The 22,463-nt window shown below is 42.4% G+C and carries 20 protein-coding genes and 1 other annotated feature; of the genes, 2 read left to right on the forward strand and 18 right to left on the reverse strand.

The window, feature by feature from the left end; translation table 11 throughout:
• The first annotated feature begins 305 nt into the window (after positions 1–305).
• The gene (locus NQ508_RS12495; protein ID WP_006428064.1) at positions 306–794 is read left to right on the forward strand and encodes a DUF2798 domain-containing protein; all 489 of its coding nucleotides are present in this window, start codon (positions 306–308) and stop codon (positions 792–794) included.
• A 72-nt stretch (positions 795–866) separates the two neighbouring features.
• Here NQ508_RS12495 and NQ508_RS12500 read toward each other — a convergent pair whose 3' ends face one another.
• The 11 genes from NQ508_RS12500 to NQ508_RS12550 all read right to left on the reverse strand — a co-directional run bounded on the left by NQ508_RS12500 (position 867) and on the right by NQ508_RS12550 (position 12,930).
• Positions 867–2,108 carry an Nramp family divalent metal transporter gene (locus NQ508_RS12500; RefSeq protein WP_006428063.1) on the reverse strand — a complete coding sequence of 414 codons (1,242 nt, stop codon included), beginning with the start codon at positions 2,106–2,108 and terminating at the stop codon, positions 867–869.
• A gap of 144 nt (positions 2,109–2,252) precedes the next feature.
• Complete coding sequence (locus NQ508_RS12505; RefSeq protein WP_259828777.1) at positions 2,253–4,040, reverse strand: aminopeptidase P family N-terminal domain-containing protein; 1,788 nt, start codon at positions 4,038–4,040, stop codon at positions 2,253–2,255.
• 199 nt (positions 4,041–4,239) lie between these two features.
• Positions 4,240–4,710 carry a hypothetical protein gene (locus NQ508_RS12510; RefSeq protein WP_022415117.1) on the reverse strand — a complete coding sequence of 157 codons (471 nt, stop codon included), beginning with the start codon at positions 4,708–4,710 and terminating at the stop codon, positions 4,240–4,242.
• 3 nt (positions 4,711–4,713) lie between these two features.
• Positions 4,714–6,027: a Na+/H+ antiporter NhaC family protein gene (locus NQ508_RS12515; RefSeq protein WP_006428060.1), complete on the reverse strand. Its 1,314-nt coding sequence runs from the start codon at positions 6,025–6,027 to the stop codon at positions 4,714–4,716.
• 65 nt (positions 6,028–6,092) lie between these two features.
• Positions 6,093–7,415, reverse strand: a complete 1,323-nt coding sequence (locus NQ508_RS12520; protein ID WP_006428059.1) for a sodium-dependent transporter — start codon at positions 7,413–7,415, stop codon at positions 6,093–6,095.
• A 141-nt stretch (positions 7,416–7,556) separates the two neighbouring features.
• Positions 7,557–8,024 (reverse strand): HAD family hydrolase, encoded by a 468-nt coding sequence (locus NQ508_RS12525; protein WP_006428058.1) that lies wholly within the window; start codon positions 8,022–8,024, stop codon positions 7,557–7,559.
• A 16-nt stretch (positions 8,025–8,040) separates the two neighbouring features.
• Positions 8,041–8,772, reverse strand: coding sequence for a phosphate ABC transporter ATP-binding protein (locus NQ508_RS12530; protein ID WP_006428057.1), 732 nt, complete (start codon positions 8,770–8,772; stop codon positions 8,041–8,043).
• Between the two features lies 1 nt (position 8,773).
• Positions 8,774–9,607 (reverse strand): PstA family ABC transporter permease, encoded by an 834-nt coding sequence (locus NQ508_RS12535; protein ID WP_006428056.1) that lies wholly within the window; start codon positions 9,605–9,607, stop codon positions 8,774–8,776.
• Positions 9,597–10,472, reverse strand: a complete 876-nt coding sequence (gene pstC / locus NQ508_RS12540; protein WP_006428055.1) for a phosphate ABC transporter permease subunit PstC — start codon at positions 10,470–10,472, stop codon at positions 9,597–9,599. Before pstC ends, NQ508_RS12535 begins: the two co-directional genes overlap by 11 nt.
• Before the next feature lie 73 nt (positions 10,473–10,545).
• Positions 10,546–11,481: a phosphate ABC transporter substrate-binding protein gene (locus NQ508_RS12545; RefSeq protein ID WP_022415123.1), complete on the reverse strand. Its 936-nt coding sequence runs from the start codon at positions 11,479–11,481 to the stop codon at positions 10,546–10,548.
• A 165-nt stretch (positions 11,482–11,646) separates the two neighbouring features.
• Entirely contained in the window at positions 11,647–12,930 is a 1,284-nt protein-coding gene (locus NQ508_RS12550; protein ID WP_006428053.1) for an O-acetylhomoserine aminocarboxypropyltransferase/cysteine synthase family protein, read from the reverse strand.
• A 127-nt stretch (positions 12,931–13,057) separates the two neighbouring features.
• Between NQ508_RS12550 and NQ508_RS14300 the strand changes: the two genes are divergently transcribed.
• Positions 13,058–13,156, forward strand: coding sequence for a helix-turn-helix domain-containing protein (locus NQ508_RS14300; RefSeq protein WP_238024875.1), 99 nt, complete (start codon positions 13,058–13,060; stop codon positions 13,154–13,156).
• 115 nt (positions 13,157–13,271) lie between these two features.
• Here the strand turns inward: NQ508_RS14300 and NQ508_RS12560 are convergent, their stop codons facing one another.
• From NQ508_RS12560 to NQ508_RS12590, 7 genes are all read right to left on the reverse strand, one after another.
• Positions 13,272–15,752, reverse strand: coding sequence for a methyl-accepting chemotaxis protein (locus NQ508_RS12560; RefSeq protein WP_006428052.1), 2,481 nt, complete (start codon positions 15,750–15,752; stop codon positions 13,272–13,274).
• Positions 15,753–15,797: 45 nt separating this feature from the next.
• Positions 15,798–17,894 (reverse strand): efflux RND transporter permease subunit, encoded by a 2,097-nt coding sequence (locus NQ508_RS12565; protein ID WP_044920278.1) that lies wholly within the window; start codon positions 17,892–17,894, stop codon positions 15,798–15,800.
• Between the two features lie 207 nt (positions 17,895–18,101).
• Positions 18,102–19,127: a bile acid:sodium symporter family protein gene (locus NQ508_RS12570; protein ID WP_006428050.1), complete on the reverse strand. Its 1,026-nt coding sequence runs from the start codon at positions 19,125–19,127 to the stop codon at positions 18,102–18,104.
• A 65-nt stretch (positions 19,128–19,192) separates the two neighbouring features.
• Positions 19,193–19,433 (reverse strand) — a binding site (T-box leader).
• 128 nt (positions 19,434–19,561) lie between these two features.
• Positions 19,562–20,206, reverse strand: a complete 645-nt coding sequence (locus tag NQ508_RS12575) for a trimeric intracellular cation channel family protein (RefSeq protein WP_028088091.1) — start codon at positions 20,204–20,206, stop codon at positions 19,562–19,564.
• 64 nt (positions 20,207–20,270) lie between these two features.
• Entirely contained in the window at positions 20,271–21,092 is an 822-nt protein-coding gene (folK, locus tag NQ508_RS12580; RefSeq protein WP_006428048.1) for a 2-amino-4-hydroxy-6-hydroxymethyldihydropteridine diphosphokinase, read from the reverse strand.
• 17 nt (positions 21,093–21,109) lie between these two features.
• Entirely contained in the window at positions 21,110–21,925 is an 816-nt protein-coding gene (gene folP, locus NQ508_RS12585; protein ID WP_006428047.1) for a dihydropteroate synthase, read from the reverse strand.
• Positions 21,922–22,443 (reverse strand): HD domain-containing protein, encoded by a 522-nt coding sequence (locus NQ508_RS12590; protein ID WP_006428046.1) that lies wholly within the window; start codon positions 22,441–22,443, stop codon positions 21,922–21,924. The genes folP and NQ508_RS12590 overlap by 4 nt, the downstream gene beginning before the upstream one ends.
• Positions 22,444–22,463 lie beyond the last annotated feature (20 nt).

The raw sequence follows: 22,463 nt of genomic DNA on the forward strand, positions 1-22,463 counted from the left end.
TCTGAATCTTTTTTATTCCAAAAATACCGGCATATTTCAGCCGTAAAAATGTTCCTAGAACATCTTAACTGTAATGTCTGTTCCCGTCAAGAAAAACCACCTGTTATTTCCTGCCAGATGCCATGTTTTTAAAAAAAATACTTGATTTTAAAACAGTTATTATGTATAATTCATATTCGGACAAAAACATAAGATGATTTTGGTTTAATTGGAAACGACACAAGTGTATGCTTGATTAACGAACAACACAAGTGTCTTTTTTGTACCCATTTTTAAATATTTACATAAAAAGGAGAACAAAAATTATGCCAAAAAATCTATTTCAAAACGTTATTTTTACATTAATGATGTCATTTCTGATGGTATACGTCATGATCTGCTACAATATTTGCCTGAATGTGGGAGGAATGAGCAACGAAGTATTCCTGATGGCTTTCGGCGAACTGAAAATCATGTGGCCGGTTGCCTTCGTTCTGGAATTTGCTTTCGTTGACAAACTTGCACATATGCTTGCCTTCCGTATCGTTACACCACAGGACAGACCAATCTTCATCACGCTTGCAATCTCTTCCATGATCGTATGCATCATGTGTCCTTGCATGAGTCTTGTTGCAACGATTCTGTTCAAGAACGCAGGAAGTAATGTGATCGCTACCTGGTGTCAGACAACATTCATGAACTTCCCAGTTGCTTTCTTCTGGCAGATCTTCTACTGCGGACCATTCATCCGTCTGATCTTCAGAAAGATGTTTCCTGAGAAAGAAAACGTTGCCGCTTCCGCTGTAACCGAATAATTGATACAAAAAAACCGAGCCTGTTTCTATACAGTGCCCGGTTTTTCTTTCTTCTTATTCTGTTCTTCCTGTCTATACAAAAAGCAATGCTATATTCAGCCCTGTTACAATCACAGCAATCACCAGAAGCAAAAAATTCAAACGTCTGCTGTTCACATATTTTCCCATTACCTTTTTCGAAGCCGTCAGATATATCTGTGTAAATATTGTAACTGGAAGCTGGACGGCAAGCAGCATCTGGGAATATACCAGACCTTCGAATGGCTGTCTGATAAACAGGATGATCACCGCCGCCGGAATCATCGTCAGCAGTACTCCTCTTTTTGTTTCCTTTGTCTTAATATCATATGGCTGGTTAAAGATTCCGGAAAATATCGTTCCACCGGCCATTCCTGCAGTGATACTGGATGAGATACCCGCCAGCAAAAGTGCCAGTGCGAAGACCACCGTTGCCGCATTTCCCAACAAAGGCGACAGCATCTTTCCCGCAACAGTCAGATCATCCACCTGTTTTCCACTTCCGTTCTGATAAAGCGTCGCTGCCGCCATCAGGATCATCGCACTGTTGATTGCCCATCCAATGATCATGGAAAATAATGTATCTTTAAATTCATACTTCAACTGCTGCTCGATCACCGAACTGTCTTCCAGATTCCACTGTCTGCTCTGAATAATCTCCGAATGCAGAAACAGATTATGCGGCATCACCACCGCCCCTAATACGCTTAAGATCACCGGCATGCTTCCCGACGGGAATGACGGTTTCACCCATCCGACCACAGCTGCTCCCCAGTCGATCTTCGCAATTCCAACTTCGAATAAAAAAGAAAATCCAATCAGCGACACGAATAATATGATCAGTTTTTCTATTCTCTTATATGCATTCGTAAATGCACAGAATAATACCAGAACCAGGATCAGGATACTCCCCAGTCTGATTGGTATATGGAACAACATCTGCAGCGCAATCGCTCCTCCAAGTATCTCTGCCATCGCCGTTGCTACCGCCGCAAGCATTGCAGTCAGAAGTATCAGGTCTTTTAACAGCCTTGGCATATATCTGCTCGCCGCTTCCGACAGACACAGTCCGGTTGCAATTCCCAGATGTGCCGCGTTATGCTGCAGTACGATCAGCATAACTGTAGATAATGTCACCATCCATAATAACTCATATCCGAAACCTGATCCCGCCGCAATATTCGAAGCCCAGTTTCCCGGATCTATGAATCCTACCGTAACCAGAAGCCCCGGCCCCAGATAACGCAGGAAATTAAGTGTCTTATTCTTGGATTGATTCTTGGATTTCCGCTTCATATATAATGAACTCCTTTACTTAGTAGAATCTAAGTTAGTTGTAACTAACTTAGATTCTACTAAGCATTTTCATCTTTGTCAATTCATTATATGAATATCATTTCTCATTTAGAAACAAAACGCTGAAAAATCCGTCCTCACAGGTTAAATAGCTCTTGTGTATTTCTTCAGCCACTCCTGCTCTTCCTCGTTCAGGTAAGGAGCAATCACTTCGTATACTTTTGCATGATAATCATTCAACAGTTTCTTGTCTTCCTGTGTCATAATATCCGGATTGATCGCATCCAGATCCATTGGAATCAGGGTGATTGCTTCGAAGTACATGAACTGACCATATTCATTCAATGTTCCTTTGCAGGTCAACAGTTCGTTCTCCAGACGGATTCCGTGAGATCCTTCAATATAGATTCCAGGCTCATCTGTGATGACCATGCCTTCCTGTAATACTTCTGTCTCACCCTTACGATATTTCCAGCGGAAACCTGCAGGTCCTTCGTGGATGTTCAGAAGGTATCCGACTCCGTGTCCTGTACCATGGTTGAAGTTTAAGTCTCTGTCCCAGAATGGTTTTCTTGCAAGGATGTCAAGAATCATACCGGTAGAACCTTCCAGGAATTTTGCACTGCCAAGCTGTAAGTTACTGATCGCAACCAATGTGAAGTGATCTTTCATGATCTGCGGAACTTCGCCGAGTGCGTAAGTTCTGGTTACATCTGTGGAACCTTCATAGAATCCAGCTCCTGTATCCGTTAAGAATAACTGTCCTTCTTTTAACTCTACATCTGTCTCCGGTGAAGATGTGTAGTGTACGATCGCACCATGCTCTCCAAATGAAGAGATTGGTTCAAAGCTTGGACGGATAAATTTGCCCATCTCAGCACGGAATTCATCCAATTTATCAGATGCGCTCATCTCTGTGATCCTCATCTTGCCAACATTTTCTTTCAGCCATTTCATGAATCTTACATGCGCAACACTGTCTTTGATCTGTGCCTTGCGGATGTTCTCGATCTCAACCGGGTTCTTGATTGCTTTCATGAGAATTGCCGGATTTCTCTTTTCTACTGTCTTAACATTTTTAGGAATATTGTTGAACAATGCATAATTCAGTTTTCCAGGATCGATCATTGCAATCACATCACTGCCAAATTTCTTCACGTCTTCGTAAATGTCGTTGTATGGGTGTAAGTTTACGCCATCTTTTGCAAGTTTGGCTTTTAACTTGTCATCTAATTTTTTCTCATCGATATACAGCTCGAAACTGTCCATTGTGATGATTCCATAAGATAATACCAGTGGGAAGAAGTCTATATCATTTCCACGGATATTTAACGTCCAGCAGATGTCGTCGATCGTAGATACAACGTGCACATTGGTTCCTGCTTCTTTCATCTCTTCACGGATTCTTGCAAGTTTGCTTGCAACAGTTTCTCCGGCATATTTTACATCCAGATTAAATGCAGGCTCTTCGGATAATACCGGGCGGTCTTCCCAGATCTCATCGATTAAGTCTACCTGATAATTTACTTTTGCATTCTTCTTCCTAGCGATGGCTGCATAACCTTCTCCTTCACCGACAGATACGACTCTTCCGTCGAATCCAAGTGTCTCTCCTTCCTTTAATACCTCTTCAATATATGCATTCATCTCTGGCACACCAGGCTCACCCATTTTCATAAGTTCTACAGTTGTCCCCTTCAACTGTGCTGCTGCCTGGATGAAGTAACGTCCGTCTGTCCAGAGTCTTGCTTCTGTCTTTGTGATCACGGCCGTTCCCGCTGATCCAGAGAACCCTGTAATGAACTTTCTCGCTTTGAAATGTTCCCCAACATATTCGCTCTGATGAAAGTCTGCAGTCGGTACTACATACACATCAATGTTCTTTTCTTCCATACACTTACGAAGTGCGGAAAGTCTTTCTGGTACTGTCATGTTTTTGTTCCTCCTTGATATATACAGTGTATTGTTATTATAACGCATTTCTTATCATTAATCTTCTATTAAATCAGATAATTTTTCTTATCTTTCATAAGTAATACTTCTTTTGAATGGATGACAAAAAAAAGACTTTGAAATAGATTTTTCCGAATCCCTTTTAAAGTCTTTTTTGCTAATATTATTCTATTTATTTTTATATCCGTCCTGCTTTTCCAAGTTCCACCATCACCGGTGTAAGCCCTGCAACATCCCAGCCTTCAAAACTGATCATACATAATGCACGGAATAATAACTTCACCGTCTCAGATTCTTCTGTCTGATCTGCATGATACAATTTTGCTGCAGTCTGGCAGATTACCATCAGGATTGTATTCTTAAATGCTCCGATTTCTTCGGATTCTTTCCACAGATTCTCCATATCATAGTCATCCGTATTGCCACATGGCGCTGCACATGTTACACATCCCGGTGAGACTGTATATTTTTCATTTCTTACCTTTTCTAACATCTCACTCATATCAAAGATACTTGCCGACCAGTCTCCGGCCACCGTCAGTGCTTCTAGGAATACCCGGTTAGTGTTCTCTGTCTTTTCGTTATTCTCACAGGTTCTTGCAAGTCCGATGACTGCCCCTGTCAGTTTCTGTCTGATCTCTTCTTTCACGATTTACCTCTCTTTCTTTGCCGGAATCACAAAGATAAATATCATAGAACTCACAAATAATAAAAACGGATAAAAAAGCTTCGGCATGATCTGAAATGCTGACACATTATATCCCAGTTCACTCGCCGCAGATATCGCAACCAGCATCTGTGCTCCATAAGGAATGATCCCCTGAAAAACACATGAAAATGTATCCAGTATCGAAGCTGCTTTTCTCGGTGTGATCCCATATTCTTCCGCCATATCCTTTGCGATCGGATTCGCCATTACGATCGCCACAGTATTATTCGCCGTTGCAATATCCATCGTTCCTACCAGAAGTCCCATGCCGAGCTGACCACCTTTGCGTCCTTTGAATACCTTATGGATTCCCGCCAGCAATGCATCGAAACCGCTATATTCACGGATCAGTGCACACATCGCTGCCACCAGGATTGCCACCATACTCGTCTCGAACATCCCGGAAGCTCCGGAACCCATATTGGCAAGCAGATCTGTCGCCGCAATGTGACCGCCGGCCAGCATAATAATAGAACCAGATACAATCCCGATCAGAAGTACCATGAATACATTGATCCCGATAATTCCTCCTATGAGAACCAGTACATATGGAATAATCTGCACTAAGTTATAACTCTTACTTACCCGTCCTGCAATATCCGTCTGAAATGAAAGAACCAGGATCAATACCAGGGTTGCAATCGCTGCCGGAAGTGCAATTCCAAAGTTCTCCCGAAATTTATCCTTCATCTGGCATCCCTGTCCGTTGCATGCCGCAATCGTTGTATCCGAGATAAATGAAAGATTATCACCAAACATCGAACCGCCCATAACCGAGCCGATACAAAGTGCCATATCAAATCCAGATGCCTTGGATACGGACACTGCGATCGGCGTGATCAATGTAATTGTCCCAACCGACGTTCCCATGGCAACCGACACAAAACAGGCTACCACAAATAATACCGCAACTGAAAATCTTGCCGGAATCAGTGACAACATGAAATATGCCACACTTTCCGCACTGCTTCTTCCTACCACTCCGACAAATGCCCCCGCTGTCAGGAAGATTAGAAGCATTGTAATAATATTCTTATCCGCAAGTCCCTGTGCCATAATTTCCAGTTTCTCGTCAAAACTCACCTTACGATTCTGCAGACACGCCACCAGAATTGCCGCAAGAAATGCGATAATGATCGGGACATTATAGAATCCCATCGGAATCTTCATCACATATTCGAATAAAATTCCAAGTCCCAGATAGATACACAAAAATACGCCGATTGGCAGTAATGCTATTGCATTTCCTTTTTTCATTCTTTATCCTCTCATTCTTTCCAATAAACTTTTATGAACATTTCTTGATCTTCCTTCGGCTTTTTCTACCCGATTCCTCCAAGTACAATTCCAAGAATTAACACAATAAAACATACCGGAACATAAAAATATTTACATACCGTATGATACCATGATACATATGGTTTCTCTCTCCCGGTATTGACCTGTTTTTCCACAAATGCCTTGCCACATACCCAGAAGAACATGATTCCCGCAAGTCCGGCTCCGAGCGGACAGATATAGATAGACAGTACGTCCATCCAGTCTGATACAATCCCCTGGATCAGGAGTGACACGACCACTCCCACGATCCCCGTAAGTGCACATGCCGGAACTCTTCCAAGCTTTAACTTCTCCTGCACTGTAGCAATCGGAGCCTCGTACAGATTGATCAGCGAAGTCATACCTGCAAGCAATACTGCGACAAAGAAGATGATCGCGATCAGCCATCCCCCAGGCATTCCTTTGATCAGATTCGGAAGGAAGATAAAGAGAAGTCCGGGACCTCCCTGATCCAACTGCGCTCCCGTTGTTGCCATCGCCGGAATGATAACGAGTGCGGCAAGAATTGCTGCAATCGTATCAAATAATGCAACTCTTCCTGCAGAAGCCGGAATGTCCTCTTCATCCGAAAGATAAGATCCATAGATCAATGTTCCATTTCCTGCTACCGACAGGGAAAAGAATGCCTGACCAAGTGCAAAGATCCACGTTGCCGGATCTGCAAATGCCTTCGGATCTACTCTGAAAATATAACGGTATCCTTCACTTGCTCCCGGCTGGAATCCGACATAGATTCCCAGAATCACGAACAATGCGAAGAATATCGGCATCATGATCTTATTTGCTTTTTCAATGCCGCTTCCGACACCTAACATCAGAATCAGCATACAGGCCACAAGCGCAAGTATCTGCCATATATTATTACCAAATGCTGACGCCATCTTACCAAATGCCGCCCCGAATTCATCCACATTTTCAGGCGAAAGTGTTGCTCCTGTAAATGTTCCAACGGCATATCTTAGGATCCACCCCATTACAACCGTATATCCGATCGCCATGGCAAGTGATCCGAATACAGGGATCATCCCCAGTGCTTCTCCGACTTTTCTCTTTCCTTTTTTCTCACAGGCAATTCCAAATGCATCGATTGGACCGGCCTTTGCCGCACGCCCAAAACTCATCTCCCCGATCACTCCCGTCGAACCGATCAGTATTACAAATATAAAATATGGTATCAGAAATGAACCGCCTCCATACAATGATACTCTTGTTGGGAACATCCAGATATTTCCCATACCGACCGCTGAACCGATACAGGCACAGATAAATCCCCATCTGCTGCTAAATGATTCTCTTTTATTCATAATTTTCCCTCTCCAGCCATTAGGGACGGGGTTTTTGGTCTTTTTACTGTCCCTGCCGGCTCAAAATATTCCATACACATGGTAGATTTCTCTATTTTAGCATGATTGCTATAAAAACGTCAAAAAAAAGGGGATATAAACTTATCCCCTTAGTGTCGCCACCATCCTTTTCGGCATTGCAAGCACATCCAGTGCTTCCTCTATCGATCTGGTACAGATATCAACATTTGCAATCAGTCTTCCATACGCACCTTCCGCCTCTATAATTCCAACACTGAGTTCTGCTATCCTGCACATAGGCAGGTCATTCCGTCCGTTTCCTACTGCAATACACCGTTTTCCACCCAGTTGCTCTATGATTTTTCTTTTTTCTTCTGCTGCCGCATTACCAGGAAATGTCTGTATCTTTAACGGTAGTCCTTCACATATCTTTCTCGCAGTTCCATGTGTATCTGCTGTCAGAACATAAATCTCATATATTCCACTCAGCTTTTTCAGCCGTTCCTTTACACTTTCGGGTATTATGCCATCTTTCGCAATAGTTCCGTTATAATCCAGAATCAGATATTTTAGATCCATCGTTTTATATCCGGGAATTTCTATTCTCATACGTTCTCCTTTACTCTTACATATACTGTATCTGCTCTCTCGCAGGTTCGGATGACGGATGCTCAAAGAATGTCTTTGTGTCTGTCACTTCCAGTACTCTTCCCTGATCCATAAAGATAATCTGATCTGCAATTCTTTTTGCCTGTGCCAGATTATGTGTTACGATCACAAATGTATATTTTCCCTTTAATTCCAGAAGTGTCTCTTCTATCGCAATGGTATTCTTCATATCAAGCGCAGAACACGGCTCATCCAACAGCAGAATTTCCGGATTCACACACAAACTTCTTGCTATGGCAAGACGCTGTTTCTGTCCACCGGATAATTTTTTTGCAGACTTCTTCAGTTGGTCTTTTATTTCATCATATAGTCTTGCTTTCTGCAGACACTCTCTGGTGATCCGCTCTATTTCTCTGGCTTCTCTAATTCCATGATATTTCAGGACGTATGACAGATTCTTCTCTATACTGTACGGAAATGCGATCGGCTGTTGAAATACCATTCCGATTCTGGTTCTTAATACTTCCGTTGAAAGTCCTTTAATGTCTTCGCCGTCAAGAATGATCTTTCCTTTATAAAAGCCGCCCTCCTCTTCTATCATTCGGTTTAATGTCTTTAAAAATGTTGTTTTTCCACAGCCGGATTGTCCTACGATTGCCGTAATCTTTCCTTCCGGTATCGTAAGACTGATATCATGCAATATCTCCTGTCTGCCGAATCCACAACTTATCTGTTCTATCGTTAACATATCAGTAATCCTTTCGTATATAAGTAATACATTTACATATGATCTGTATGAGCAGTAAGAATAACATCAGTACGAACGCCGTTCCATATGCATAATCCAGAGAAAATCCATTATTTACCAGCATATACAGATGATACGGCAATGACATAAATGGATCCGTAAGTTTTCCCGGAACATCTGCGACCATAACCGCACCCGTATACAAAATCGGTGCAACCGCTCCCATTCCGTATGCCATTCCAAGCGCCACCGTTCCAAGCAATTCCACTGCACAGACCGGAAGAATTAATCGTATGACCGCATATTCTCTGGACATTCCAAGTGCCAGTGAATTCTTCATGTATTCTGTTCCCTTTTCTTTCAGTATCTTTTCTGCACGGATTGCAATAAACGGCACGATCATAACAGCCACACAAATAGCTGAACATAAGAGACTTCTTCCCAGACCAAACTGATAGATCAACAATGTATAGCCGACCAGTCCGAACAGAATAGAAGGAATTCCGGACAGTCCTGTAATGCAGGCACTGATCACATGGTAAAATATACTTTTCCTTGTATAAAACACAAGATAAACAGCCACACCGATTCCGATGATTCCCCCCATGAGTGCCGAAAGTGCGCCAAGATAGATAGATCCCATCAGTGCCGGATAGATTCCACCTGCTGTTCCAAGCGGTACCCCCGCCGGCTTATCCAGAATAAACGAAAGACTCATCACATTCTTTCCCTTCCAGAAGATATACAGGAATAAGAACAACGTCACTGCAATTGTAAGAATTCCAAGGATCCCTGCCAGGATGCGTATCACATACTTTGTCAGTTTATTTTTCATGTTCTGCAAACCTCCTCTTCAACAACTGCCCTGCCAGTGTCACTACAACAAGTATCACAAGCAGCACAAGATTTGCCACATAAAGCACCGACAGATGTATACTTCCGTATTCAATGCTTCCCATCTCAAGAGCTGTCAGCGCCGGAAGCGTCTGCCCGCGTCCCAACAGCTTCGGGAAAATTGCAGAATTACCGATCACCATCATTACTGCCATCGTCTCCCCAAGCGCACGTCCAAATGCCATCATCGCACTTGCTACAATTCCCGGCCGGATTGCCGGAAGTATCACTTTGATCAACACATATTCTCTTGATAAGCCAAGTGCCAGTCCGGATTTTTCATATGTCCGTTTTGCATTTACTAGTGATTCCTGACATGTCGATACAACATACGGCAGAAGCATGATTCCCAGTACAATACCTGCCACCAGTACACACTGTCCCGCTGCCATCTTCAGATATTTTACAAATGCTTTTACCAGTACGGTTAATCCGATAAAGCCAAAGATTACCGATGGAATACCTGCTACCAGATCTATAAAGGCCAGGCAGACAGATGCAAGTTTCTTTGGCATGAAAAAAGTAAGAAAGCAGGCACATGCCACTCCCAATATCATCGCAAACAGTACTGCCAGTCCGGACACATACAAAGTACCTGTAACAGCCGGGAGAAGACCATACTGCGGAGCCGCACTTACCGGACGCCATTCCGATGACGGCAGAAACATTTTGATTCCTACTTCTCTTAATGCCGGAATACTTTCCTTCAAAATATGTATCAGCATAATCCCCATCAGTGCCGCTACCACAAAAGCAATCATATATATCAAGACTTTACAAAATGTATTTGCTATTTTTCTGTACATAACAAAGTCCTTTCTTGCATACTTTGGTAAAAAAAAGGATGTATCTATACGACACACCCTTTTTCATATTTTTCTATTTCATTGGAATGAATCCCATATCTTCTACAGTCTTTTGTCCTGTCTCTCCAAGGATAACATCCAGGAATGCCTGCTGAACATCTGTCGGATCCCCTGAACCAACGATCAAAAGTGGTCTCTGGATAATATAAGAACCATCAATGATATTTTCTTTTGTCGGCTCTACACCATTTACCTTCAGAGTAACTACTTTACCAGCGTTCTGATTTGCAACACCAAATGATGCATATCCGATTGCATATTTGTTATCAATGATATCCTGTACCAGTTCTCCCATAGAAGATGCCTGAATTGCTTCGCTGGATACCTCTGTATCACCCATGATGTTCTTCTGGAATACTTCATGTGCCCCACCATTGATATCACGTGTGATCACTACAACCTTTTCATCAGGAAGAGAAGGATCAAGATCCTTCCATGTTGCATATTTACCTGAGAATAATGAAACGATCTGCTCTGTTGAAAGATCATCCAGAACACCTGTTACAGGGTTTTCAGGATTAACAGCGATTGTTAATGCATCAATACCTACCTGATATTCTTTTTCGTCTTTAATTGCTTCTTTTTCCTCATCTTTTACACTTCTTGCCACCATACCAAATGTAGAAGTTCCATCGATGACTGCTTTTGTTCCCTGTCCGGATCCACCTGCTGATACATAGATGGCAATGTCTTCTTTTGGAAGTGATGAATCATATGCATCCCATGTTCCATATGTGTCGAAGAAATCTGTCGCAATCGATGTAATAACCGGTGCTAATGTAGATGATCCGTTAAATAAGATCTGGTTACTCTCTGTTTTCTTCTCTGTGCTCTCTGTCTTCTTTGTATCCCCAGAGTCAGAAGATGCCTTTTTGTCTGATCCACATCCTACAGCCATTGATGCAACCATGGCTGCCGCAAGAAGGACAGACATCAATTTCTTTTTCATAGATATTTTTCCTCCCATTAATAAATTTTATCTATATTGAATAGTATAGACTTGAATCCAATTATTTTCAAGTTAATAATGCCTATAAGTGCATCCACTTATAGGCATTATCAATATATTTATGTAAGTTTTTTCGGAATTTTGCCTTACTCTTTCAATTCTACCTTAAATTGCATCCAACGCATTCGAAATATCTGCAATCAGATCCTCTTTATCTTCCAGACCAAGACTGATACGAATCAGTTCAGCCGGTACTCCTGCTTCTTTCAACTGTTCATCCGTCATCTGTCTGTGTGTAGACGTTGCCGGATTCAGACAACAGGTTCTTGCATCTGCTACATGCGTCTCGATCGCACCAAGCTTTAATGTCTTCATGAAGATAGATGCTGCTTCTCTTCCACCTTTTAATCCAAACGATACCACTCCACATCCGCCGTTTGGAAGATATTTCTGTGCTCTTTCATAATATTTATTAGAAGGAAGTCCGGAATAGTTCACATATGCTACCTTTGGATGTGCTTCCAGGAACTCTGCAACTGCCTGCCCGTTCTCTACGTGCTTCGGCATACGTACATGCAGGGATTCCAGACCAAGGTTTAAGATAAATGCATTCTGTGGTGACTGCATAGATCCAAAGTCTCGCATCAGTTGAGCCGTACATTTGGTAATGAATGCACCTTCTTTGCCGAATTTCTCCGCATATGTAATTCCATGATAGCTTTCATCAGGTGTGCAAAGTCCCGGATATTTGTCTGCATGTGCCATCCAGTCAAACTTTCCGCTGTCTACGATTGCACCGCCAAGTGCAGCTCCGTGTCCGTCCATATATTTTGTAGTCGAATGAGTTACAATATCTGCTCCCCATTCAAACGGCCTGCAGTTGACCGGTGTCGGGAATGTGTTATCTACGATAAGCGGCACACCATGTGCATGTGCCACTTTGGCAAATAATTCAATATCCAGTACGGTAAGTGCTGGATTGGCAATTGTCTCACCAAACATTACTTTTGTATTTGGCTTAAATGCTTCATTTAACTCTTCTTCTGTTGCATCCGGTGACACGAATGTTACATCGATTCCCATCTTTCTCATCGTTACATCGATCAGGTTAAATGTTCCACCGTAAATGGATGAAGATGCTACAATGTGATCTCCGCACTCACAGATATTGAACAGTGCGAAGAAATTGGCTGCCTGTCCGGATGAAGTCAGCATCGCTGCCGTTCCACCTTCCATCTCTGCAATCTTTGCCGCAACCATATCATTAGTCGGATTCTGCAATCTGGAATAAAAATATCCTGACGCTTCCAGATCAAATAATTTTCCCATATCTTCACTGGTTGCATATTTGAATGTTGTTGACTGTACGATCGGAATCTGTCTTGGTTCTCCGTTTCCCGGAGTATATCCGCCCTGTACACATTTTGTTCCTATTCTGTATTCATTCATGAATTTTCCTCCTTAGTGCATGTTTTTTCACGCACTCGCTAAATCATACCTTTTTAGTATACTTTAGCACTATACCGAGGAAATTTCAAGGAAAGATAATAAGACTAATTTATCGTCTTCTCAAATCATACAATGGGTTCTTGCCGAAGAACATGGGAATAAAGAAAAAACTGCCAAACGTCTTGGCATAAGCAGAAGCACTCTCTGGAGAATGTTGAAAAAATAAAAAAAGAATCACAAACGGAAGAGGATGAAGTAATACGCCCCTCGTCTAATTAACAGGGAACATATTACTTCATCCTCTTCCACCTGTGATTCTTTTTATTTCATATTCATATTATTTACTCGATCGCATCCGTCTCAATCACAAATTTTACATTACCATCCATTGCTTTATCTTTACCGCTGAATGTACTATATTTGCAATTTTCTGATGTCAGTACATCGATTCTGTCAAGTACATCACCAAGTTCATCTTCCACGGTGCTCTTCAACTTGCTTGTTCCTTCTTTGTCAAATTTCGCCATGCCTTCTGCAAGTTCTTTTGCCCCTGACTGAAGTTCGGAAGCTCCGCTTCTAAGTGCACCGCTGTTGGCTGCAAGTGTTGCAGATCCGGAAGACATCTGGCTTCCCAGTGTGTTCAGTCCGCTTGCCAACTGATTCGTTCCACTCTGAAGTGTATTGACACCGGCTACTAATGTCGGACTGTTGGATTTCAGTTTATTTGCACCGCTTACCAGGGAATCATTGTATCCGCTTAACTGAGCGAATCCTTTATTCAATGCTGTGATTCCCCGGATTGCTGTCGGGAACTGAGCGGATGTTGCATTATTCAATGTTGCCAGATTGCTGTGCAGTGTTCCGATCGCACTGTTCAGTCCCTGCATACCTGCATTTAACTGATCTACACTTCCTGTCAGTGTACTTAACTGTCCTGCCTGTGCAAGAACACCTTCTGCATCTTCGATACTCTTCAACTGTTTTTTCAATTCCGGAAGAGCTTTTGACAATGCTTCCGAAGATTTCTGCAATGTAGCTGCATTTGTCATGATCGTTGCAGCACCGGCTTTTAATGAATCTACATCTATTGTCGGCATCTTTGTAGTATCAATGCCTGTTAACTCTTTGAGATTCTGTACGGAATCTGTGGAAGCTTTTGCGCTCTTCAGTGCACTGATCGAACTCTGTAATTGTTTTGCTTCTTCGGAATTCTTATCTGAAATTCCTGCATACTTTGCTTCCAGTGTTTTTATAGATGCTGCAATAGAATCGGAACTGTTCTTCGCTGCTGTCTTTGCAGCCTTAATCGTCTGATTATCAGAAGCAACTACCTCATTGATATTCTTGCATGCATTCTGTAATGCTGTCTGAGCTGCATCTATATTTTTCAAGGATTCCTGCATACTCTGTAATGTCTGGCCGATTGTTGTAAGTGGTTTTTCGATACCTTCCGTAAGTGTTCCGCTTAATGTCTTCGTCTCTTCCATCAGCGTATTTCCGGTTGTTACCATAGAATTTACCTGAGACATCAGACTCTTTACTTCTTCTGTTCCAAGTGCTGCTTTCATCTGTGCAGTTCCTGCCGCCAGTGCTTTGGATGCTGCCTGAAGGTCTTCTGTCGTTGCACCCTTACCATCTGTTGCAGCTTCAAGCTGTGAGATAGCGCTTTGTACCTGCTTCAGTCCTGTACTTAACTGTGTCAGCTGTGAAGCTCCGACTGCCAGCTGCTTCTCGCCGTCTACATAACTGCTCACACCGTCTGCAAGTGTATTCACACCACTTGTATAATCCTGTACACCTTTGACAACTTTGTTTACACCATTCACATACTCTGTGACGCTGCCATTCAGCTCTCCGTTAGAACCAAGGTATTTCTGGATGCCGGCGTTCAATGTATCAACGCCTTCTGTATAGCTGTTCACACCATCTGCAAGTGTTCCTGCTCCATCTGCAAGTGTATCGGAACCACTTACTAACTGAAGTGCCGCATCCTCCAGATCATCCAGAGCGTTCTGAAGATCATCTACATTTACGATACTGTCCATATCCACATCATCTAACAGATCAGATAATGCAACAGTATAAGTAGAAGACATTGTAAAATCTTTTACATCGGCTTCGATACTTAAGCTTTCCGGAATTGTAACTTTGTCTGTCTCTTCGCTGCTTAAGTTCAGGCTGTCTTTTAATCCCGGCATTCCGAATCCGACTACGATATTCTTATTACCATCAGAAATGATCTTGCCGTTATCAATTGTTACATTACTGAATGTCTCATTCGGAAGGATCATACCTGTCATCATGACGAATGGTGTATATACTTCTGTATCTTTTCCGTCTACAGATACATTCTTCTTTTCATTATTCTTATAATCCACCGTGATCTTCAGGTGTCCGCTCTTTCCTTTTAACTCAGATGGTTTCATCTCTTTTCCATCCAGGTAATATTTTAATTTAACAGATACCGGAAGTTTCTTATCTGTCGTTCCCTGATAGTAGATATCCTCGCTATCAGTAGTCCATGTCAGCTTATCTCCGTCTGCGGTATATTTTTCATCACCTTTTACGTTCTTGATATCGCTCAGTGTACTTTCATCTTCCAGATTGCCGGATACGCTTCCGGAATTCTTAAGCCAGTTAGATACGGTTACCTTATCCGTCTTACCACTTGCCTTGGCATTCACGTATACTGTTTCTTCTTTATATACATCACTGTCTGAAGTTCCACTTGCCGCAAAAGCTGGTGTCACACCCATCATCACTGACATTCCGACTGCTACAGATGCTGCAATTTTTCGTTTCATTTTTCTGTTCTTATTCATAATTCCTGCTTCCTTTCTTAATTATCATGGATTGTTAATAACAGGTTACTTTGCTTCACTTGTCTGTGCTTTTGCCTTTTTCCCAAGAAATCCGATGGATGTCTTGCAGATTAATTTGTCAAATATCATGAACATTGCCGGCAATACCAGAAGCACGACTACCATACTGATAATGGCTCCTCTTGCAAGCAATGTACAAATCGAACCGATCATTTCAACCTGAGAATAGCAGGCAACTCCGAATGTTGCAGCAAAGAAGCTAAGTCCACTGCTGATGATGGACGGCATACTCGTTTTATGTGCAATGCTGATTGCTTCCATCTTATCTTTTCCACGGCTTCGTTCTTTCTGATATCTTGTCGTCATCAGGATTGCATAGTCAACGGTTGCTCCTAACTGGATCGCACCGATAACGATACTTGCCACGAACGGAAGGCTGACTCCCTGATAGTACGGGATTGCCATATTGATCATGATCGCAAATTCAATAACCGCTACCAGGATTACCGGCAGTGAGATCGATTTGAAAATGATCAGAATGATTACAAATATAGCTGCGATCGAGATAATATTTACATTAACCAGATCAACATCTGTAACATCCTGCAGGTCTTTCATCAAAGGTGCCTCTCCGATGACCATTCCCGACTTATCGTAGGATTTTACGATCTTATCTATCTTTTTGATCTGTGTATTTACCGGATCTGTTGCGGATTCATATTTCGTACTGACGAATGCCAGTTCATAATCCTTACTCTGCATCATCTTACGGACATCCTTTGGGATCATGGAATCCGGTACGCTAGGACCGATCAGTGAACTCATGCTGATGGTCCATTTTACACCTTTTACTTTATCGATCTTCTTGAACATCTGCTGCTTATCTTTGGCACTCATGTTCTTATCCATCATGACGATGTGCATGTTACTTGTACCAAAGTCATCTTTTACTTTTTTGATCGATACATTACTGTTCAGTGTTGCAGGAAGTGAATCTGCAATGTTGTAGTAGATCTTTGTATGATTATTACCGTAAATTGCAGGAAGTAATAATACAAGAAATGCTACGATCCATACTTTATAATACTTTGTGATAAAAGCGGATGGACGATCCATGTTGCTTAACAGTAATTTGTGTCTTGTCTTTTCAATCGGCTTATCAAATACAAGGATCAGTGCCGGCAGGATCGTTACACAACAGATAACGCCGATCACAACACCTTTCGCCATTACAATACCAAGGTCACGTCCGAGTGCAAATGTCATAACACACAGTGCGATGAATCCGGCTACGGTAGTAACGGAACTTCCGACTACTGATTTGAATGTGTTAGCAATCGCGTGCCCCATGGCTCTTTCTTTCTCGCCAGGGAATCTCTTCTTATTCTCTTCATAACTATTCAGAAGGAAGATGGAATAATCCATCGTTACACCAAGCTGCAGGACTGCTGTCAATGCCTGTGTGATATAAGAAGTTTCACCAAGTATAATATTACTTCCAAGGTTATACAGAATCGCAAGTCCGATACTTAACAGGAACAGAAACGGAACAACAAATGATCCTGATGTAATCTCCAGAACTACCAGACTCAGAAGTGCTGCAATTACTACATAGATTGGAAGTTCTTTCATTGCAATGTTCTTAATATCTGTAACGATACCTGTCATACCGCTGATGAAACACTGTTTATTCGCAATCTTACGAAGCTGTGTCAGTGCCTCCATGGAATTATCGGACGATGTCGTATCATCGAACAATACCAGCATCATCGTGGCATCTCCATTGATAAACGCTTTTCTGATATCTTTTGGGAGCATCTCAGTCGGAAGACTGATATCTGTCACATCGTCATACCAGAGTACATCCTGTACATGTGGCACTTTCTCAAATTCTTTTTCCAGCTTCTGTACGTCTTTCATATCCATGTTCTCAACCGCGACCATGGAGAACGCACCCATTCCAAATTCATCTACCAGTATATCCTGCCCTTTTACCGTCTCTAGGTGATCCGGCAGGTAACTCAGCAGGTCATAATTTACTTTCGTCTTTGCTATGCCGATTACTGACGGAATAATTAATAAAACTCCAATTATCAACATCAGTATTCTGTGCTTGGCAATCCATTTGCCAACTTTGACCATTATTTCCATCTCCTCTTATTTTCTTTATGCATTTATTATTATAGCCAAAAATGACCGGTAGTCAATATTTTATTTAAATTATTTTTTTATTTCGTTGATAATCTTTATCCATATTGGCGCACACAAAAAAAAGAAACAGCACATCCCGTGTTGTTTCTTTTTTGTTTCTATTCTATAATTTATTGCTTCACACATTCCGAAAGCAGCTTAATGTGCTGCTGCCTCTGCATTTCCGGCAACTTTTTCTTTTCGTTTGTCATGCATTGCAAATAATCCGGCTAACAGAGTTCCTGAGATGGAATGCCATGTACAGGATACCGCACAGATAATTGCAGATTCCGGTGTAGATGCAAACTGGGCAGTTGTAGTTGCAAGATTCGTTGCAAGTCCGGCATTCTGCATACCTACTTCGATAGAAATGGTTCTCTTCTTTGACGTATTCATACCAACCAGTTTTCCTGCTCCATATCCAAGCAGATATCCAAGTCCGTTGTGCAGTAATACTGCTACGAAGATCACAACACCTGACTGGAAGAACTTGGCTCCCTGTGAAGATACCACACCGCCGACAACACATGCAAGTCCGAGAACAGCAACTCCCGGCATAACTTTCTGAAGTTCCCGGAATGTTTTATTCTTTCCCAACAGATAATTTAATAAAAATCCAACACCAACCGGAAGGATAACAGTCTCAATGATTGATACGAACATCGGAAGTCCCTTGATCGTGATCTGTGTACCGCTTGCCAGTAAAGATACCATGAGTGGTGTCATAACCGGTGAGACCAATGTGGATACTGTTGTCATTCCTACGGAAAAGGCTACATCCCCGCCGCACAGATAAGACATGATGTTGGAAGATACACCTCCCGGACAGCAGCCTACAAGAATCAGCCCAAGTGCGATTCCATCCGGCAGATTCAATACCTTTGAAAGCGCAAATGCAAGGAATGGCATGATCAGATACTGCGCAACCGCACCAACACAAATGTCAAATGGACGCTGTGCAAGAATCCTAAAATCTTCCGTTGTAAGTGTCAGTCCCATACTGAACATGATAATACCAATGATAATAGACTGACATGTGAACTTGTTCGATACCATGTCTGTGAACAGTGCCAGATTTACCCAGCCCATCATAGACGGAAGGAAAAATGTAACCACTGCGATTGCGATTACAACAATTGACGTGTAGTCTGATAAAAATTTGCTTACTTTTTGTAATGCTTTCATTACTCTTCTCCTCCTTTAAGCAATCACTGTCCACCAAAAAAAATCCCTTTCCAGAATATACTCTGAAAAGGGACGAAATCTATCCGCGTTACCACCCTAATTCTGTAGAATCTTTCTACAGCTCTCATTCACGTACCATCATACATGCTCCCTGTAACGGGGGATACCGGCGAGGTTTACTTTGATATTGCTTTCAACCCGCTTCTTAGAGAGGATATCCTTATCTGCTTATTACCTGCTTCCACCAACCGCAGGCTCTCTGTGAAATAACGATAGATACGGCATTGTTCTCATCAACGAATTTCGGTGAACTATATGTGTTTTTTACAAGTCCTTATTATAAACCTGTCATTTCAAATGTCAAGTATAATTTTCCATGATTTTGCATATTTTTTCATCTCATCTTGCAAAATACTCCTTGCCTTCCCGGATTTTTACTCTCCGATCCTTGGAAGATTCCATCTGTAATGAGCCGCAAGAAAACGTATCAGCATAACGATCAGTGATGACACCACCATCGCCGGAAGTTCTCCGTAACTTCTGTATATGATCACACATATCCACGCCCCCGCAATGGATGCGCATGCATAAATATGTTTCACAAATATATACGGCGCAACTCCTGCCATCGTATCACGCAAGAGTCCTCCTCCGACTCCCGTCATTGTACCAAGGAAGACCAGCAGAAATGTATTATCGATATAGCCGCAGCTGATACCTTTTGTCACTCCCATTGCCGAAAAGATTCCAAGTCCTACAGAATCCATTGCCAACATAAGTTTATCATAGACCTCACCAAAACCATCCTGCAGATATTTCCTGCGGAAATATATAATACAAAACACAAGCACCGCAGCAAGTACGGCATAGATCACATATACCGGATGCAGAAGTGCCGATGGCACCTTCCCAAGTATAACATCACGAACCATACCTCCGCCAACTGCCGTTGACACACCAAGCACGATCACTCCGAATATATCCATGCTGCACTCAATTCCAACCATTGCCCCCGATGCTGAGAACGCTACTGTTCCGATCAGTTCGATTGCAAATATAATCCACTCCTGAATATCCATCTTGTTTTCCCCATCTTGTCTTTTATTTTTTGTAAATTTACTGTCCTGTTCATGCTCTGTCATTCTATTTCCGAAGGTCTTCCAGCATCTCTCTGACCGTCTTCCCATACACCGGATGACGTTTATAAGGTGCAATCTCATGCAAAGGCTCCAGTACAAACGCTCTCTTATGCATCTCCACATGTGGAATACATAAAGTATCCGTCTCTGCAACCAGATCATCATAAAATATAATATCCAGATCCAGCGTTCTCGGTCCCCAATGTATGATTCGTTCTCTTCCTGCCTCTTTTTCAATTCGGTTCAGCTCTTTTAATAACTCTTCCGGATATAATAATGTCGAAAGCTTCAGACAACCGTTTAAGAAATCCGGCTGATCCGTCACTCCGTACGGAGGTGTCGTGATAAATGTCGATACCTTCTCCACCTTTGTATTCTTCATCTCATCCAGCGCCTGTACCGCGGCTTCCAAAATGCTTCTGCTATCCCCCATATTCGATCCGAGCGCAATATATGCCGTATGCCATTCACGCTCAATCTCTACACTGACCGTCTTAAGCGGCAGTCCGACCGGTGCCCACGGTTTCTTGATCTCAATCTGCACCTTCTGCAGACCTGCTATACGCACCAGCATCTCCTCTGCCAGTCCTTCCGCAACCTTCTCCAGAAGCTTAAACGTATGACTTTTCAAATACTCTGTGATAAATGCACTTGCTTCTCCATAATGGATAGATGCAGTCAGCTCATCTGTCAGTCCTGCCCGTCTGGTATCCGTATACATAACCGCAGACACCACAAATTTCTGCCCCAGTACATTTTCCTCCGGAAACACACCATGATTGGCAAATACTTCCAGATCTTCTATCTTTATCTTGTCCGGTTTCATCTCATTCCTCACTCTTTCTATACTTCGTGTCCCCGCATGATTGCTTTCGTCATCTGAATGGCTCTCTTATTTTTCTCTACATCATGGACGCGTACGAATGCACATCCCTTCTGTACCCCATATACGGTCGTAACCATCGTACCTTCTTCCCGCTGCGTCACCGGAAGATCCAGCGTCAGTCCGATTACGGATTTTCGTGATGTTCCGAGCAATACCGGATATCCAAGTTCATTTAATATCTCCATCTTATCGATAATCTCCAGGTTCATCTCATAAGTCTTTCCAAATCCGACACCGGGGTCAAGGATGATCTTGTCATCCTCAATGCCTGCTGCTTTTGCAAGTCTTACACATTCTTTCATATCATCCATGAAATCTTTCAAAAAGTCCTGATATTCCGCCTTTTCCCGATTATGCATCAGACAGCATGCAGCCTGATACTTTGCGATCACACTTGCCATCTTCTTGTCATATTTTAATCCCCAGATGTCATTGACAAGATCTGCACCTGCCTGAAGTGCAGCCTCTGCGACATGGCTTTTGTAGGTATCGATCGACACCGGTACATCAAATTCTTTCTTAAGCACTTCAATAATTGGCGTCACTCTTGCAATCTCTTCTTCATCCGTGATCTGGATATGTCCCGGACGCGTAGATTCCCCGCCTACGTCAATGATATCTACACCTTCTTCAACCATCTGGTGTGCATGTGCAATTGCCGCATCCATTCCGTTAAACTTTCCTCCATCGGAAAAGGAATCCGGCGTCACATTCAGGATTCCCATAATGTATGTATGATTTGCTGTATCAAAATTCTTTCCACCTATGATCATATTATTATCTCCATATTTTTCTCTTCTTCATTCCAGTTACACTTCTTCTCTGCCATGCAGGAAAGACACATTCTGGAACGTTTATCACTTTCATAGAACAGTTCCTCTATCGGCTTCATATGCTCATGCCGTCTTCGGTGTCCCCTGACTGCCAGACAGATCAGTGCTTTTTCTTCATCCGTAAATGTAAAACCAGTCGGAAGAGAATCCAATATCCGCCTTGCTATTCTCTCTCCTGCAATCTCATGCGGAATCTGCTGTCTGTACTGAAAAGATTTGCCAATATCATGCAGCACCGCCGCTACGTAGATCAGTTCCTTATCGAATCCAAGTCCTTCTTCCAGATTCTTAATGTAAGCAATTCTTGCCACATCCAGAAGATGGTTCATCTGATGACAACAGAATACCCTATCCGTCTCACATTCACAGATACGCTTATAGTATGTCTGATACACTTCATGATTCACCACCGCATTCAGACGGGGCATCCCTTTTTGTCTTTCTGTTACTCTTTTCATCTACATCTGTATCTCTTTCT

Source organism: Dorea longicatena, assembly GCF_025150085.1.
Taxonomy (GTDB): Bacteria; Bacillota; Clostridia; order Lachnospirales; family Lachnospiraceae; genus Dorea_A; species Dorea_A longicatena.

What these genes read in the sequence shown, in the direction of transcription:
- NQ508_RS12495 (WP_006428064.1), top strand. Translation starts at nt 306, where the DNA reads ATGCCAAAAAATCTATTTCAAAACGTTATTTTTACATTAATGATGTCA.
- NQ508_RS12500 (WP_006428063.1), bottom strand. Translation starts at nt 2,108, where the DNA reads ATGAAGCGGAAATCCAAGAATCAATCCAAGAATAAGACACTTAATTTC.
- NQ508_RS12505 (WP_259828777.1), bottom strand. Translation starts at nt 4,040, where the DNA reads ATGACAGTACCAGAAAGACTTTCCGCACTTCGTAAGTGTATGGAAGAA.
- NQ508_RS12515 (WP_006428060.1), bottom strand. Translation starts at nt 6,027, where the DNA reads ATGAAAAAAGGAAATGCAATAGCATTACTGCCAATCGGCGTATTTTTG.
- NQ508_RS12520 (WP_006428059.1), bottom strand. Translation starts at nt 7,415, where the DNA reads ATGAATAAAAGAGAATCATTTAGCAGCAGATGGGGATTTATCTGTGCC.
- NQ508_RS12525 (WP_006428058.1), bottom strand. Translation starts at nt 8,024, where the DNA reads ATGAGAATAGAAATTCCCGGATATAAAACGATGGATCTAAAATATCTG.
- NQ508_RS12530 (WP_006428057.1), bottom strand. Translation starts at nt 8,772, where the DNA reads ATGTTAACGATAGAACAGATAAGTTGTGGATTCGGCAGACAGGAGATA.
- NQ508_RS12535 (WP_006428056.1), bottom strand. Translation starts at nt 9,607, where the DNA reads ATGAAAAATAAACTGACAAAGTATGTGATACGCATCCTGGCAGGGATC.
- pstC (WP_006428055.1), bottom strand. Translation starts at nt 10,472, where the DNA reads ATGTACAGAAAAATAGCAAATACATTTTGTAAAGTCTTGATATATATG.
- NQ508_RS12545 (WP_022415123.1), bottom strand. Translation starts at nt 11,481, where the DNA reads ATGAAAAAGAAATTGATGTCTGTCCTTCTTGCGGCAGCCATGGTTGCA.
- NQ508_RS12550 (WP_006428053.1), bottom strand. Translation starts at nt 12,930, where the DNA reads ATGAATGAATACAGAATAGGAACAAAATGTGTACAGGGCGGATATACT.
- NQ508_RS12560 (WP_006428052.1), bottom strand. Translation starts at nt 15,752, where the DNA reads ATGAATAAGAACAGAAAAATGAAACGAAAAATTGCAGCATCTGTAGCA.
- NQ508_RS12565 (WP_044920278.1), bottom strand. Translation starts at nt 17,894, where the DNA reads ATGGTCAAAGTTGGCAAATGGATTGCCAAGCACAGAATACTGATGTTG.
- NQ508_RS12570 (WP_006428050.1), bottom strand. Translation starts at nt 19,127, where the DNA reads ATGAAAGCATTACAAAAAGTAAGCAAATTTTTATCAGACTACACGTCA.
- NQ508_RS12575 (WP_028088091.1), bottom strand. Translation starts at nt 20,206, where the DNA reads ATGGATATTCAGGAGTGGATTATATTTGCAATCGAACTGATCGGAACA.
- folK (WP_006428048.1), bottom strand. Translation starts at nt 21,092, where the DNA reads ATGAAACCGGACAAGATAAAGATAGAAGATCTGGAAGTATTTGCCAAT.
- folP (WP_006428047.1), bottom strand. Translation starts at nt 21,925, where the DNA reads ATGATCATAGGTGGAAAGAATTTTGATACAGCAAATCATACATACATT.
- NQ508_RS12590 (WP_006428046.1), bottom strand. Translation starts at nt 22,443, where the DNA reads ATGAAAAGAGTAACAGAAAGACAAAAAGGGATGCCCCGTCTGAATGCG.